The organism is Providencia sp. CIM-Carb-044 (assembly GCF_033901115.1).
Lineage (GTDB): Bacteria > Pseudomonadota > Gammaproteobacteria > Enterobacterales > Enterobacteriaceae > Providencia > Providencia hangzhouensis.
On record NZ_JAXADV010000003.1, the window covers coordinates 376,997 to 391,937 of the forward strand.

The window sequence follows — 14,941 nt, forward strand, 5'->3', positions numbered from 1 at the left end:
GGGTCTCCATTTATTCCATGGTAGGCATTGTGAAACTACTTTCATGGTGTTCTAAGCGAACACTTGCAGGCCAACGGCTAGTGACTGTTTTCATGCGAGTATAGAAGCGAACACCATCATTTCCATGTACATTTAATGGACCAAAAATAGAACGTTTCCAACCACCAAAACTGTGGAATGCCATCGGTACTGGAATCGGTATGTTGATCCCAACCATTCCAGCTTGGACATTTTCTTGGAATTCACGAGCCGTTTCACCATCACGGGTGAAAATAGCCGTTCCATTTCCATATTCATGTTGGTTAATTAGTTTCAAACCCGTTTCGAAGTCTGGAACACGCACTACGGCTAAGACAGGCCCAAAAATTTCTTCTTTATAAATGTCCATCTCAGGAGTGACATTATCAAATAATGTTGGTCCTACAAAATAACCATTTTCGAAGCCTTTCACTTTAAAATCACGGCCATCAACTAATAACGTCGCACCTTGTTTTTCACCGCTAGTAATATAGTCACAGATTTTAGCTTTGTGCTGTACTGAAATGACGGGACCCATATCATTTTCTTTGCCTTGCGTAATACCTGGCCCGACGGACATTTTAGCAATTTGACCTTTCAGGTTAGCAATGAGCGCATCTGCTGTTTCATCACCGACGGCTAAGACTACAGATAATGCCATACAACGTTCGCCCGCTGCACCAAATGCCGCGCCCATAATGGCATTAGCCGCCTGCCCCATGTCCGCATCCGGCATTAAGATACAATGGTTTTTAGCACCACCGAGTGCTTGACAGCGTTTGCCATGAGCAGATGCCGTCGTGTAAATATATTCAGCAATAGGTGTTGAGCCAACAAAACTAACGGCTTGGACTTCTGGCGCAGTTAAGAGCACATCGACAGATTCTTTGTCCCCTTGAACAACGTTAAATACGCCATCAGGTAAACCTGCTTCTTTTAATAATTTAGCTAATCCTAATGCTAAAGAAGGGTCTTTTTCTGATGGTTTTAAAACAAAGGTATTGCCTGTTGCAATAGCCACTGGGAACATCCACATCGGTACCATTGCTGGGAAATTAAATGGTGTAATTCCCGCACATACCCCCAGAGGTTGCATTAATGAGTGGCTATCAACACCGGTAGCAACATTGGCTGAGTGCTCACCTTTTTGTAAGTGAGGGATACCACATGCAAATTCAACGACTTCCAAACCACGAGTTAATTCACCTACCGCATCAGAAAAAACTTTACCATGTTCTCTTGAAATTAAACGAGCCAGTTCATCCATATTCTCTTCCAGCAATGCTTTAAATTTGAATAAGATCCGGGAACGTTTCAAAGGGGAAAGTTTTGACCATTTAGGGAATGCTTTATTCGCAATCTCAATTGCTTTTTTTGTTTCATCGGCACTGCTAAGTACAACCTGAGCAATTTGCTCACCCGTTGCTGGGTTGAATACCGGTGCAAAACGCCCACTTTTGCTGGATACTATCTCACCACCAATGAAATTATGAATCTGTTCCATGTTGCCTCTCTTTAGCTGACAGAGTTACCTTGTTACTCAATGTATATGAAATATTTGTTTCATTTACAACTAAATTTGAAATAACATTCAATTTATGTGATCTAGACAAAGTTTTTATGAAATTTTTAATCGCGGCTAAAAAACACCTATTTTAAACTTATGTCCATCACTTATTTATTGGCTATTTTTCCTTTGTATTGGGCTAAACATGGCTTTCTTTCCATCAAGAAAATAAGAGAACAAATTGATGTAAGCTGTTCAATTTATTATCCCAAATTCAAATTATTTTAAGATCCTAAAAAAAGAAAATTTTTAAATATGAACTAAGTGTTTCAAAAAGATTCGACTAACGCCGTAAAACAACTACAATTAGAGCCAAATTCTGGAGGTTATATGTCAAGTGCATCAAATTTAAATGAGTTTCAAGAGCAAGTTCGCTCAAGGTATGACGAATTAAGTAAACGGCTACAGCAAGTAGCACGCTATGTGTTAGATAATACGAATAGTGTCGCATTTGATACAGTTGCCGTCATTGCGAAAGAGGCTAAGGTTCCGCCTTCGACTCTAATCCGCTTTGCAAATGCGTTTAATTTCAGTGGGTTTAATGAAATGAAACAATTGTTTCGTATGAACCTCGTTGAAGAAACGGCCAGCTACACAGATAGAGCCCGCATGTTTCGTGAAATGGACGGCTCCCAAGAACTGGGAGATGACCCTTCCCAAATTTTGAAGGAGTTCGCTCATTCTAACGCCCAAGCTTTACAACAAATGGCAGCCAGAACCCCTGCTGAAGATATCGAAAAAGCCGTATCGTTATTAGCAAATGCACAAAATATCTATATTATCGGTTTGCGTCGCTCATTCAGCGTTGCAACGTATTTAAGTTACGCTCTTAGCCATTTAGAATGTCGCCCAGTACTTATTGATGGGCTTGGCGGAATGTTCAAGGAACAGATCAGCAGGATCAGTGAAAATGACGTCGTTATTTCAATCAGTTTCACGCCTTACGCTTCGGAAACTGTCATGGTAAGTGAGAAGGCGGCCCAAGCAGGTGCGCAGCAAATCGTTATTACTGACAGCCAAATTAGCCCTTTGGCAAGTTTTAGCGATGTTTGTTTTGTTATCAAAGAAGCCCAAGTAGATGCATTTCGTTCGCAATCAGCCACCTTATGTTTAGCACAATCACTGACCGTTGCATTAGCCTACCGTCAGGGCAGCAGCTTAGTCTAAGATATATGGCTCTGTAATTAAACACCTCCATTAATTCAGAGCCTCTTCCAGTCCTTTCTCTAATTAACGTAGACGTCATTATTAAAAACTAATTAAGTTTCATTTTTTTCTTTAATTTGTGAGTCTCATCAGAAAATACAAATTCTAAAAAGACAATGAAATGAAATTATTATTTCACCCTGCTATGTTGGGATTATATCTCGTGTTAGATAAAACCAAGAATAAGGGCAAATACACACTTTCTTTATTTACTCGGCCACCTTCGTTTACTTGAAGAGCAGCATTCTGTCACGTCACTTAATCGCTCTGGTATTGGTTTAATCGGCACTGCACCTTATAACCAACTTTATATAAATGCGATAAAATGCTGCGCTCATCATAGTGAGCTAAAGTCAATTTGCCATTTGTCTCCATATCTACCTTCTATGACTTACTTTATGTGTCAAAAGAAAAAGATAGAAGAGTTGATCAATAATGATGGCGTTGACTGCATTATAATGACATCCACTTGCAGTGATGAGTTACTAAGATTTGCAATTCAGACTGCGGTATCTGCCGGAAAAGATATCCTATTGAATGATATCCCCAACTTTAGTGAAAACGAATTGAAGGAGGTATTAAAGCAAGCAATGCGCCATGATGTATTGATTGATTATAACCAACCTCTTAGCTTTGATAACCAGTTCAATCAAATAAAAGCGTCTTTAATGTCTAAACGTGGTACCGAAACAGGGTTATTGCGTATCACAGCGCACCGAATAATAGAAACTGAAAATCAATTACCATTCAATATACTACGAAACACCATCACAAAAAACATAGAATTATTGTTATCCTTGATGCCTGATTTTGTCCTTTCATCCCCCGCTATTCAATACTCACATCCCTTTACTAAAAGAACCGATGGCGATGTATTGATGATTAATTTACGCCAAGAAAACGGTTTATTGGTTTCATTTGAAATCTTTTTCAATACGGGGAAGATTTTAGACAAACTGTCATTAAAACAATATAATAACCGATATGAGATAAAGGAAAAACTCTCTTTTAATGAAACATATCAAGAGATTAATCAAAATAATTTTATTGTAGAGCAACTCGACCAATTTGTTTTAAGACTCGGTAGCAACACAAAACTAGCCAAAATTAATCAATGGAGTCGCGCCAATAAACTAACAGCTATAGTAATAAAACAGCTAAATACTTATGGATATATTTGATTATTACGAAATATAAAGATAATTCTGATAGTAACAGTTAATATTATTATGCTCACGAATGATATAACAATACTATACCGCTTAATGTTACATTCTAAAATTACTTATAATCAGTGTATTGAACTACATGTACCACTATTCACATTGACAACGCCATATAAAAAAGAAGCGGGATCAACATTAAAAAGATAAGCAAATTGAAATAGTGAATCGACATCAATACAACTTTCTCCAGTCTCAAATCGACTCATTTCTTCTTCTGTTACACCAATTAAACTCGCCATTCGTTCTATCGATATCTTATGGTTTTCTCGTTGTTTTCGGATTTTTATCCCTAGCATTTTAGCAATGTTTTCCTTCCCCATAATAACCTCTATTAAATATTAAAATGAATATTATTAACCGGTGCGTAAACTATCACCAACCATAAATTTATAAATTGACTTATAATAATAAAACTCTAACTAAACAAGTCATTTAAAGACAATCCATTAATGAATTAAAAAATCAACAACCATATAAAATACTGATATGTATGGCTATATCGCTTTCTTTTTAACTGTGATTCTGATCACGTTATTTTTATAACCTAAATAGGTATAGAAAACTACACTGTAATAAGCCAACGACTTCAAAATTACATTTTCAATTTAACCAAAATTCTAACTTACATTTTCAATTTAATAAAATTATCTTGACTGATTTAATGTTATAACCTTAAGAAATTCGTGACAATTTGTATTCATGCGTATCAATAAGTTTCCAGAACATAATTATAATAAAGAAATTTTTTTTCAATCATAAAAAAAGGCGCTTTTTTTTATTTATTAGTCGAATAACAACATTAAATTTAGGTATTAAATATAAAAATTTTCATATTAGTCTATAAAGCTAAATCACCTTTTCATATTAGTGCCTTACATTAACCTGCTCTTATTCTGAATATCTAAAATTAATTATCACACCTGGCTATTTTCGGTAAAAAAATTCACTCCACTGCATTTATGCCATGTTCATTACCTTCAGTCTATACCACAATACGTAAAAATTAGACAAATTATGTAAACGCTAGATAGGTGTACTCAAGCAATCTACCTATGTTTCCACCGCCCAATACTTACTTAACTTCACATCTTTTTAATAAAATTGTCAGTTAGCATGGTATCCTATTACGAGCACCTATGAGTACTTACAATTCATAACATTGCTATATTATATGGCTTGCTATTTTGTTGGTAAGTAAAAGAGACCTGAAAGGATAATCATGCTACAAGAAATTGTTATCAGGGAAATCATTCTCTGGATAGAACAAAATTTAGAATCTCGCCTATCCCTAGATACTGTTGCCGATAAATCAGGATACACCAAATGGCACTTTCAGCGCCTGTTTAAGAACCAAACAGGGCTCGCACTTGGTTCCTATATCCGAGCAAGGCGCCTTTCTTGTTCTGCTGTCGCACTACGGCTAACAAATGACAGCATAATGGATATTTCTCTGAGGTACCGTTTTGACTCACAACAAACTTTTTGCCGTGCGTTTAAAAAACAATTTAATCTGACCCCTTCTGAATACAGAAAACGACAGGGTTGGAAAATTGAAGGGTTTTGCTTACCTCTACGAGAGAATAAAGAGCTCAGTGTTCAAGTTAAATTGACTCAATTGCCAGCCATCAATTTACTCGGAACTAAACATCGTTACACTAAAGATATTAATGAGTGGAACCTAAAAACGGATGAGCTACGCCGACACTATTGGATGGATTTCTTCAATAAAAACCATTATGTCACACAGCATTTATACGCCATTCACGGTGTTGATCAAAGTACTAATGCAGAAGGCCATTTCCTATATACCACGGCTCTAGATGAACAAGATGTTGATATTGCACTTCCGCAAACAACCAACTTACAGTTACCCGCAGGAAATTATTTAGAAATCAAGATCACCAGTAGCCTTCATGGTATAGATTACAATGATATTATTTATACTGCTTATGGGAAAGTACTTGCTGAAATGGATATCGTCCGTGGTAAAGGGCCTGATATAGAGCAATATGTCCTAAAATCCAAACCCACTTATGAAGCATTCATTAATGATTCACGCAATTTCATCCAAGAGCTAAATTACTATATTCCTGTTATTATTTAACGACTAGCAGCACCCCATACGAATACTGTATGGGATGCTAGCCTAACAATTAAAAACTCACATTAATTTTTGCCCAGAAATTTCTCCCTGGTTCATTCACTGGTACATTGGATGAATAACCAAAACCGCTATTTCCAGCTAAATTAAGGTGCTCGCTATAGGTTTTATCAAAAAGGTTATCAACGCCTGCGCTTAATTTCATATTTTCATTAATTTTATACGCTGTATTTAATGAAAATATTGTGAAACCTGCACTCTTGCTAAAATCTTTCCCCACCACATTACCATCATTAATCGCAACACGATTTTGACGGCTAACAACGCGTACTAAACCTGTCGTAGTCCAATCACCTTTTTCCCACGATAAGCCAAATCGGCTTTCCAATGGTGGCATTTGCGGTAACGCTTTGCCATCTGTACGATTTTCTCCCCAAGAGTAAGCAAGACTTGCATCGGCTTTCCATTCATCACTGAGTTTCTGTGCTATACCGAGCTCTCCGCCCATAATTAATGCGTCAACATTTTCAACTTGGCTCATTCGCGGGTTTGTCGCGCTATAACGGAAGAGAATAAAATCATCAACACGTCCCACATACGCAGAAACCCATGCATTGGTGTCTTCATGGCTATATTTAGCACCAATATCTAACTGAGTCGTTTTTTCTGTTTTTAGCTTATCAAACACATTATTGCTACCATCTGGTCCGAGTTTAGGCGAAAACAACTCCCAATAATCAGGAAAACGTTCTGTATAGCCGACACCAGCATATACCATAACAGGTGTACCAGATAAAGAATGCTCATAACGCGCAAAGCCCGCTGGCATCACCGTATTACGCCCTGAAGAGCCTACGCCTGTACTATTTTCAACTATCACACGATCTAAACGAGTCCCGCTAACAACTTTACCTTGCTCAGTCGCATGCCAAGTTAGCTCACTAAAAACACCATAATCTTGGAATTGTGCATCTTTTTTCCAGCTATTATTATTGTTTTTACGATGTTTATTGGTCTGCATGTCAGCCCCTGCACGCAGTTCATAGTCTTTCCATAACCATGTTCCCATGGTACGGCCGCCCATGGTTTCACGGTCAACTCGCATTTTCATTGGCATATTCATCATACCGTGGCCTCTATGCCCCATATGCCCGCCCCCCATTCCACCGCCTGATGGAGTACGAAGCGAGTAATTATCCATAATATGATCGGCGTAATTGTAGTAAACATTTGCTTCAACTTTATCTAAAACATCACCGATATTACTCTTTTCAAAGCGTAAGCCTAAGCTTTCACGTTTAAACTGAGAGCCATCCATTCCCCTCCCTGCATAACGAGCTTCGCCGTCGCCTTTACCAGCGGTTAATTCTAATAATGTATATTCATCTGGCGTCCAGCCGATAGCAATATCAGCGTTCCACTTATCCCATTTAGAGGGAACCTTATCACCATTGCCATCTTTATAATCATTTGAACGTGATTTATTACCAATAACACGAACATAACCCGTTTCATTACCTAAGCTAATATCAGCATTACCATCCCAGCGCTCATTAGATGCCGTTAAGGCACTTGCGTTGCCTTTAATACCTGCTTCAGTAAATAGCGGTTTTTCGCGCTCAAACCGGATTGTTCCTGCTGAATTCCCAGGCCCCCATAAAACAGTTTGTGGCCCTTTAATCATATTTAATACATCAAAGTTTTCCGGTGAAATATAAGAAGTCGGTGCATCCATACGAGAAGGGCATGCACCCAACATTTCACTATCATTGGTTAAAATACGCAAACGAGACCCAAACATGCCACGAAAAACCGGATCTCCGTTAGTTCCACCGTTACGTATCTGTGAAAAGCCTGGGATCGTTTTAAGGTAATCAGAACCATCACTCGCAGGGACGGGCTGCCTTGGTGTTTTAGGGGATGTCGTAATAGTCAATGGTGAATCGACTGGCGCAGTAACAATCATCACTGAGCTATTTGAGATTGGACTTTGGTTGATTTCAGTTTTAGCGACTGTAGGTGCTGTAAAAATCGCACTAATAACCAGCGTTGCAATAGGAGCCACTTTAAAAACGTGTGTGTTCATTTTTTACCTGTTTCTTAGAATATAGGTACGCTGCTTTCGCCTCTTAGCTTGCAAATGCATTTTCAGCCCCCGTGGGTGAACCTCTTAAAAATCAAAGAAATTCAAGATGAACGAAAACGCTTTACACAATAAAGGCAAAAATAGCAATTAAATTAATTTGTAAGATTTATCATGCTAAGACATCAGTAAATAGGCGGGGCTCTAGCGAGATGTAATGACCATGGTCTAAATAACCAAATGTGAACGTAGCGCTCAAAAGGAACAAATAGAGTCAGCGTGGCGAGTTGTCGAATAACCGCAGCAATAAATAAGATAAGAAATGGAAAGTGGACCAATAACTGACAGTAACCACATGCAATGTCTTCCATCGGAGACTGCCCCATCCCCGTCATTAACATATGATTCATTGGTGTAGAAACGTCACAATTTTCAGGCATTGGCATACTATGATGCGAATGCATCGATTGGTCCGACATCTCACTTTGTATATTTGCACAAGTGTTCATATGCACCATGGATTTAGAAACCAGTGGAGCAATAAACAGCATAACAATGGCAAGCAAAGCAAGATAAGCGGATAGCTGTTTGATAAAAGGGCGCAGGTGCAACGTTTTTCCGTTATCTCAGTACGAATTGTATAGCGCGAAATTGTATCTTATTTGGAGGGTAGATGTTATTAATTTTCACCATTAATGTTAAGCAGGACCTACCTCTACATGTAATGAACTAAAAAACAAACAATTACCAATAAAAATCAATCTATTGATTAAATCCCTACCCTTGCGACAATAGACTGAAATTAAAGCAAATAATAAGCTAATTATTTATCTATAAACCATCTAGACCTAACGATTTAGGTGAGACCATTTTGTGTTAGCCACTATTTTAATTATCTCTTCTTTAATTGGAATTAATATGAGTTTATCCAATTCAATCCAAACCGTTTTGGTAAATTGAAATCGGTTATCTGGTGTAAAACCGCTCAATTTGTTCTGTTGATATTTCTCCTTTTCTTTATCGCTGACGCCTTGTCTGAACTCTTCATAGGCAACCATGAATTGTTTTGTTTCCTTACCATCTAGCCCTTTTTTGAAGGTTACCAAAATTTTATAGCTGAGTTTTTCTCTGAGAAAACTTTTAGTCGTATCGGATAGTGATTGATATGCAGCAATTTTGTCGTCTTTTGCTTTTTGAATATATTGTAGACTTCTTGGTGTCTGATTTATTTGGTAATTTGGTTGAGTTCTCGCTAACACACCCTTTTTAACTGGCGTTCTGTGGACGCGATCTAGATTGCTTGGTTCCGAATTCGAACGATTTAATACCAATGCCCCTGATATATTTTTTTGATGAATCTTTGAAGGTTCTGAATAGGCATGCCTTAACGTAGGTAGCCGAATGGGAATTTTTGACCCTGTCAGGTCAATCTGTTTTTTTTGTTTAATATTATCAACAAATCGACCTAGTTTTTGCTGCTGATTCACAAGCTCAGCTTTAACTTCCTTATCTAATGTGAGTCGATTCAAATTTGAAATGATTGGATGAGGGATATTCGTTAGATGAGAATTACGCATTATTTGAGTTGACATATTGCTTCTTTTTATCTAGTTATAAACTCAAACTATATTAAAAGAATTGATATCAGCTATCTTTAACAAACCGAAGTAATCAAAATCGTGGATTGTAATATGAAAGGGAGTGTTATACAGGCGAACACCAGTATAACACTATCAGTGAAAAAACTTACTTATCGGAAGGCTGCCCTTTCTTTTCGTGTACCATCATCAGAGCCTGTTCAACACTACGCTCGATAATAGGACGACGTTGGTCATTCTCAGGCAGTAGTTTTAACATCATTTGCCAAGCCGAGATGGCCTCTGCATAACGCTCTTGCTCAAATGCATTGAATGCAAAAATGCTTAATGCTTTCACATTGGTACGGTCTTCAGCAATCAGCTTTTTAAGTAGCTCTGCACCTTGACGGTTATCTTCTGGGTCAGAAGAGCGTGTCAAAACTTCCGCATACCCCATCACTACATTTTCATTTTTAGGGGCTAGGCGATAAGCACGGCCATAGGCATCGGTTGCCATAGTCGCATTCCCCAACACCATACCAATACGGCCTAGCATTTCCCACGCTTCTACATTTTGCGGGTCTTCCTGGAGGCGAGTACGTAGACCTAAAGCGAGGTGTTCCATTTCCGCATTATTGAGTGGTGGCTCAGACGGGTCTAGCGCTCTGTCTAACAAAGCGGGAGCTTGTTGATAGGCATTATTCCAATCTGCCACTTTCTCGTAGCTACCTACCTGATAATAAGCCCCCCCCGCAACACCTAATGCAATGATAAACCCGGGTAAATAAACCCAGTTGCTAGTGCGAGAGGCCTCAGGTAATGCTTCCTCATCGCCCTGCTCAACCTGTTTTAATCTAACGCGTTTTTTAGAACGGGCAAAGATGATCCAGCCGCCTACCGCTATCGCAACAAACGGTAACCCCCACAGTACAATCGTTAGCGGCGTCAGTGGTGGGTTATAAGTGACGAAGTAACCATAACGTGCAACCATGTAATCAACGATTTCATCACGGTTTTTGCCTTCTTTCATTAACTCATACACTTTTTGGCGCAAGTCCAGTGCAATCATTGAATTAGAATCCGCAATGCTGTTGTTCTGGCATTTAGGGCAACGTAGCTCTTCGGTTAATTTACGAAATTGCTGCTCTTGCTGTTCATTATCGAAAGTAAAGACTTCTGTCGATGCATATGTCACCGTTGCACTTAACGCTAACATCAATAAACCCAATAAATACCTCATTGGTTCGCCTCCTGATTATAGCGCTCCCAAAGGGGTTTAAATTCTTTTTCCCAGACGCGCTCGTCCATTGCCCCTGCGTGACGATAACGGATCACACCATTACCATCAATTAAGAACGTTTCAGGTGCACCATATACCCCTAAATCAAGGCCTAACATACCTTCACCATCAAATAAGCTTAAGGCATAAGGGTTGCCTAACTCACGCAACCACACAATGGCTTTATCCCGTTTATCTTTATAGTTCAACCCAACCACACGAACACCCTGTGCAGACAACTTATTCAAATATTGATGTTCTGCACGGCATGTAGGGCACCATGTTGCCCAAACATTCAACAAGATAGGTTGCCCTTGTGTTAATACATCGGATTCGTAGTGCTGACCGGGGTTTTCTAGCGATTCAAGGCGAAAAACGGGCACTGGCTTACCAATTAAAGCGGATTCTAATAAACGAGGATCATCCCCTTCTGCATTACGCATCAATTGCCATAACAGGACCGCAGCGATTCCTGCAAAAATAATAAAAGGAATTAAGAAGACTTTGCGGTTCATGCTGTTTCCCCTTGTAATTTACGGCGACGATAACGTGGGTCAAACAAGCAAAATAACGCACCAATAGCCATTAATACGCCACCAGACCAGATCCAACGAACAAATGGTTTATAATACAAACGCATAGTCCACGTATCTTTAGCGACTTCCTCACCCAATGCAGCATATAAATCGCGAGTAAAACCACCATCAATCGCCGCTTCGGTCATAACAGCTCGGCTAACGCTATAAAAACGTTTTTCTGGCATTAAAACACCGATGACTTTGTCTTTCTCTTTCACTGAAATACTGCCAATGACACCTTGGTAGTTAGGGCCATCAGCCTCTCGTACGCCATTAAATACAAAGGTATAAGCACGAATTGAAATGCTATCACCCGGCTTCATTTTCACATCACGCTCAATACTGTAATTTTGGCTAAAGGCAATACCGACGATGGTTACCGCCAAACCTAAATGCGCCAGTACCATTCCCCAGTAACTTGGCGTGAGCTTGATTTTCTTACTGATGCGGACTCGCATTTCTGCGAAGGCAAGAATTGCTATCCAGCACGCCATCATTAAGCCGACAACCGTCAACGCTTCTACCCTATCTTCCATCAGTAATGGTAGGGCAAAAGAAAGAATAACGGTTAATACCGTTGCAATGATTAATAACTTTTTGATAGCCGCAGGGCGGTCACGTCCCCAACGCACAAGTGGCCCAATTCCTAGTAACAAGGCAAATGGCACCATCAACGCGATAAACATGGTATTAAAGAACGGTTCACCAATGGAAATCGTACCCAGGCCAATTTGTTTATGGACTAACGGTAGCAATGTACCGAGTAACACAACTAGCATCGCTGCTGTTAGGATAACGTTATTACCCAATAACATGGATTCACGCGACCATAAGGCATTGTTAACCCTTGAGCGTACCTTGTGCCCACGCAGTGCAAACACCAGTAAAGAGCCGCCAATCACTATCACCATGAAGGCTAAGATAAATAACCCTCGAGATGGGTCTGAGGCAAAGGCGTGTACCGAAACCAGTACCCCTGAGCGAACTAAGAAAGTCCCGAGTAAACACAATGAGAAAGCAAAAATCGACAATAATAGTGACCATGCTTTAAAAGTGGCTCGCTGTTCAGTAACGGAAAGTGAGTGGATCAATGCCGTTCCCACTAACCATGGCATAAAGGAGGCATTCTCTACCGGGTCCCAGAACCACCAGCCCCCCCAGCCTAATTCATAATAAGCCCATGCGGAACCTAACATGATCCCTAACGTTAAAAAGAACCAGGCTGCCATCGTCCAAGGGCGAGCAAAACGTGTGAAAGAGCTGTCTAACCGGCCACTTAACAATGCCGCAATCGCAAAAGCAAATGCCACAGAGAAGCCGACATAGCCCATGTATAACAATGGTGGGTGGAAAATCAGCCCTGGGTCTTGTAGTAATGGGTTGAGGTCACGCCCTTCAATCGGAAAGGCGGGCAGCGTGCGCGAAAATGGGTTTGAAGTAAAGATGATGAACAGCAAAAAACCAACGCTTACCATCCCCATAACAGCTAAAACACGGGCAACAATGTCGAGAGGCATACGGTAACTGCAAATTGCCACCGCAAATGTCCAGCCACTCATTAATAATACCCATAGTAATAATGAGCCTTCGTGAGCTCCCCATGTTGCCGCAACACGATACCAAATAGGTAATTGCGTATTAGAGTTATTGGCAACATACGTGACTGAAAAATCATTAACAACAAAGGCATTCACTAATACTAGGAATGCCCCTGTTACACAGAGAAAAAGTAACCATGCTAATGGACGTGATGATGCCATCAAGCGTGCATCATTGCGTGCCACCCCCCATAGCGGGTAAAAAGACAGCAAAACGGCAAGACCTAATGCCAAGCACAGTAAAACGCTACCAATTTCAGGGATCATGATGCATTGTCCTTATAGGCAGCAGCTGGCCTGCGATGGTTTTCTTGCATCGCCTTTTCAACCTCTGGTGGCGTATAGTTTTCATCATGTTTAGCAAGCACTTCTTTCGCTAAAATATGATTATTCTCCTGTAACTCCCCTTGAACAACGACACCTTGCCCTTCTTTGAATAAGTCAGGCAAAATTCCATGATAACTTACGTCTACTTCACCTTCGGCATCATAAACAGTGAAAGTGATATTGACGGCATTAGAGACAGGGTCAGAGTCACGTACTACACTACCGGGCATCACCATGCCGCCAACGCGCAAACGTTGCCCAACTTCAGGGATTTGCTGAGTTTCCCGCTTACCATAGATGATTTCACCGGGGGTATAAAACAAGTCAATACTTGAGCGCAATGCGTAGAGAATCAATGCGAGGGTTAACCCCACGCCAACCAATATGGAACAGATCAACCAAAGTCGGTTACGACGACGAATATTCACACTCCCTCCCTACGCGCTCTTGCTGCTTTTTGTCTTACTTCACGAGCTTGCTGTTGAATAATTGCATTTATTATCATTTTTCTTTGTATGTATGTATGCAAACAGAGTAACAAAATAGGTATTAATGTCAGCGCAACCGCCAGCCATACATAAAAACCATAGCCGCCCATCGCCCAAAATTCACTCCAAGATGCAAATGCGCTAGTCATGATTGACGTCCTTTTTTATTCACAATATCTAATACCCATGGACGGTTACGTTCTAACAACAATAATTGACTACGTAAACGAATTAACGTTAATGAGATAAAGAGAAATAGGTAACCAAGGATAGCTAAACGTAGTGGCGTACGCATAGCTGGGTTGATACTTTCTTGCATACGCGTCGAAGGTTGATGCAAAGTTTGCCACCATTCAACTGAATAATGAATGATAGGTAAGTTAATCACACCAATTAATACTAAAATCGCAGCGGCCTTTCCTGCTGTACGGCGGTCATCAAAAGCATGCCATAAAGCAATAATCCCCACATACAGAAAAAATAGAATTAGTTCAGAGGTTAAACGTGCATCCCATACCCACCATGCACCCCACATTGGTTTACCCCATGTCGCACCTGTCACCAAAGCAATAAAAGTAAATACCGCCCCTATCGGTGCCATTGCCGCTATCGCCAATTCAGAGACTTTCATTTGCCAGACAAGACCAACAAAAGCAGTAATTGCCATTGTGGCATAAATGCCCATCGACCACATCGCGGCAGGAACATGGATATACATAATACGATAACTTTGGCTTTGGACTTTATCGGTTGGCGCAAAGCCAAATCCCCAAATCCACCCCACCGCTAAACAAATTACACTCAATATAATAAACCACGGTATTAGACGCCCACATAACCGGTAAAGGTTAACTGGGATGGCAAGTTGATGAAGCTTTTTCCACATAGTTTAA

Annotated in this window: 14 protein-coding genes; 3 read left to right on the forward strand and 11 right to left on the reverse strand. The window is 40.0% G+C overall.

The window, feature by feature from the left end:
* Positions 1 to 10 precede the first annotated feature (10 nt).
* Positions 11 to 1,522: a CoA-acylating methylmalonate-semialdehyde dehydrogenase gene (locus SJ312_RS08220; protein ID WP_165879851.1), complete on the reverse strand. Its 1,512-nt coding sequence runs from the start codon at positions 1,520 to 1,522 to the stop codon at positions 11 to 13.
* 393 nt (positions 1,523 to 1,915) lie between these two features.
* Here SJ312_RS08220 and SJ312_RS08225 point away from each other — a divergent pair, with 393 nt between their 5' ends.
* Positions 1,916 to 2,752, forward strand: coding sequence for a MurR/RpiR family transcriptional regulator (locus SJ312_RS08225; RefSeq protein ID WP_036958475.1), 837 nt, complete (start codon positions 1,916 to 1,918; stop codon positions 2,750 to 2,752).
* A 437-nt stretch (positions 2,753 to 3,189) separates the two neighbouring features.
* On the forward strand, positions 3,190 to 3,972 hold the full coding sequence (locus SJ312_RS08230) for a hypothetical protein (protein ID WP_319867390.1): 783 nt from the start codon (positions 3,190 to 3,192) through the stop codon (positions 3,970 to 3,972).
* 110 nt (positions 3,973 to 4,082) lie between these two features.
* Here the strand turns inward: SJ312_RS08230 and SJ312_RS08235 are convergent, their stop codons facing one another.
* The gene (locus SJ312_RS08235; protein ID WP_004262164.1) at positions 4,083 to 4,337 is read right to left on the reverse strand and encodes a helix-turn-helix domain-containing protein; all 255 of its coding nucleotides are present in this window, start codon (positions 4,335 to 4,337) and stop codon (positions 4,083 to 4,085) included.
* A gap of 899 nt (positions 4,338 to 5,236) precedes the next feature.
* On the opposite strand from SJ312_RS08235, the gene SJ312_RS08240 reads away from it, so the two are divergent.
* On the forward strand, positions 5,237 to 6,121 hold the full coding sequence (locus tag SJ312_RS08240) for a helix-turn-helix domain-containing protein (protein ID WP_137018922.1): 885 nt from the start codon (positions 5,237 to 5,239) through the stop codon (positions 6,119 to 6,121).
* A gap of 49 nt (positions 6,122 to 6,170) precedes the next feature.
* Here the strand turns inward: SJ312_RS08240 and SJ312_RS08245 are convergent, their stop codons facing one another.
* From SJ312_RS08245 to SJ312_RS08285, 9 genes are all read right to left on the reverse strand, one after another.
* Positions 6,171 to 8,204 (reverse strand): TonB-dependent copper receptor, encoded by a 2,034-nt coding sequence (locus SJ312_RS08245; protein WP_319867394.1) that lies wholly within the window; start codon positions 8,202 to 8,204, stop codon positions 6,171 to 6,173.
* A gap of 182 nt (positions 8,205 to 8,386) precedes the next feature.
* On the reverse strand, positions 8,387 to 8,812 hold the full coding sequence (locus tag SJ312_RS08250; protein WP_110592179.1) for a DUF2946 domain-containing protein: 426 nt from the start codon (positions 8,810 to 8,812) through the stop codon (positions 8,387 to 8,389).
* A 237-nt stretch (positions 8,813 to 9,049) separates the two neighbouring features.
* Positions 9,050 to 9,793, reverse strand: coding sequence for a hypothetical protein (locus SJ312_RS08255; RefSeq protein WP_165880954.1), 744 nt, complete (start codon positions 9,791 to 9,793; stop codon positions 9,050 to 9,052).
* Positions 9,794 to 9,947: 154 nt separating this feature from the next.
* Positions 9,948 to 11,018, reverse strand: coding sequence for a cytochrome c-type biogenesis protein CcmH (locus SJ312_RS08260; protein ID WP_094961338.1), 1,071 nt, complete (start codon positions 11,016 to 11,018; stop codon positions 9,948 to 9,950).
* Positions 11,015 to 11,572 carry a thiol:disulfide interchange protein DsbE gene (gene dsbE, locus SJ312_RS08265; RefSeq protein ID WP_004262204.1) on the reverse strand — a complete coding sequence of 186 codons (558 nt, stop codon included), beginning with the start codon at positions 11,570 to 11,572 and terminating at the stop codon, positions 11,015 to 11,017. Before dsbE ends, SJ312_RS08260 begins: the two co-directional genes overlap by 4 nt.
* The gene (locus SJ312_RS08270) at positions 11,569 to 13,500 is read right to left on the reverse strand and encodes a heme lyase CcmF/NrfE family subunit (RefSeq protein WP_094961337.1); all 1,932 of its coding nucleotides are present in this window, start codon (positions 13,498 to 13,500) and stop codon (positions 11,569 to 11,571) included. The genes dsbE and SJ312_RS08270 overlap by 4 nt, the downstream gene beginning before the upstream one ends.
* The gene (ccmE, locus tag SJ312_RS08275; RefSeq protein WP_036958480.1) at positions 13,497 to 13,988 is read right to left on the reverse strand and encodes a cytochrome c maturation protein CcmE; all 492 of its coding nucleotides are present in this window, start codon (positions 13,986 to 13,988) and stop codon (positions 13,497 to 13,499) included. The genes SJ312_RS08270 and ccmE overlap by 4 nt, the downstream gene beginning before the upstream one ends.
* Positions 13,985 to 14,197, reverse strand: a complete 213-nt coding sequence (gene ccmD / locus SJ312_RS08280) for a heme exporter protein CcmD (RefSeq protein ID WP_004262214.1) — start codon at positions 14,195 to 14,197, stop codon at positions 13,985 to 13,987. Before ccmD ends, ccmE begins: the two co-directional genes overlap by 4 nt.
* Positions 14,194 to 14,934, reverse strand: coding sequence for a heme ABC transporter permease (locus tag SJ312_RS08285; protein WP_004262222.1), 741 nt, complete (start codon positions 14,932 to 14,934; stop codon positions 14,194 to 14,196). Before SJ312_RS08285 ends, ccmD begins: the two co-directional genes overlap by 4 nt.
* Positions 14,935 to 14,941 lie beyond the last annotated feature (7 nt).

Bases quoted from the DNA above. Each gene is read 5' to 3' on its own strand.
- SJ312_RS08220 (WP_165879851.1), bottom strand. From the start codon at position 1,522: ATGGAACAGATTCATAATTTCATTGGTGGTGAGATAGTATCCAGCAAA.
- SJ312_RS08225 (WP_036958475.1), top strand. From the start codon at position 1,916: ATGTCAAGTGCATCAAATTTAAATGAGTTTCAAGAGCAAGTTCGCTCA.
- SJ312_RS08230 (WP_319867390.1), top strand. From the start codon at position 3,190: ATGTGTCAAAAGAAAAAGATAGAAGAGTTGATCAATAATGATGGCGTT.
- SJ312_RS08235 (WP_004262164.1), bottom strand. From the start codon at position 4,337: ATGGGGAAGGAAAACATTGCTAAAATGCTAGGGATAAAAATCCGAAAA.
- SJ312_RS08240 (WP_137018922.1), top strand. From the start codon at position 5,237: ATGCTACAAGAAATTGTTATCAGGGAAATCATTCTCTGGATAGAACAA.
- SJ312_RS08245 (WP_319867394.1), bottom strand. From the start codon at position 8,204: ATGAACACACACGTTTTTAAAGTGGCTCCTATTGCAACGCTGGTTATT.
- SJ312_RS08255 (WP_165880954.1), bottom strand. From the start codon at position 9,793: ATGTCAACTCAAATAATGCGTAATTCTCATCTAACGAATATCCCTCAT.
- SJ312_RS08260 (WP_094961338.1), bottom strand. From the start codon at position 11,018: ATGAGGTATTTATTGGGTTTATTGATGTTAGCGTTAAGTGCAACGGTG.
- dsbE (WP_004262204.1), bottom strand. From the start codon at position 11,572: ATGAACCGCAAAGTCTTCTTAATTCCTTTTATTATTTTTGCAGGAATC.
- SJ312_RS08270 (WP_094961337.1), bottom strand. From the start codon at position 13,500: ATGATCCCTGAAATTGGTAGCGTTTTACTGTGCTTGGCATTAGGTCTT.
- ccmD (WP_004262214.1), bottom strand. From the start codon at position 14,197: ATGACTAGCGCATTTGCATCTTGGAGTGAATTTTGGGCGATGGGCGGC.
- SJ312_RS08285 (WP_004262222.1), bottom strand. From the start codon at position 14,934: ATGTGGAAAAAGCTTCATCAACTTGCCATCCCAGTTAACCTTTACCGG.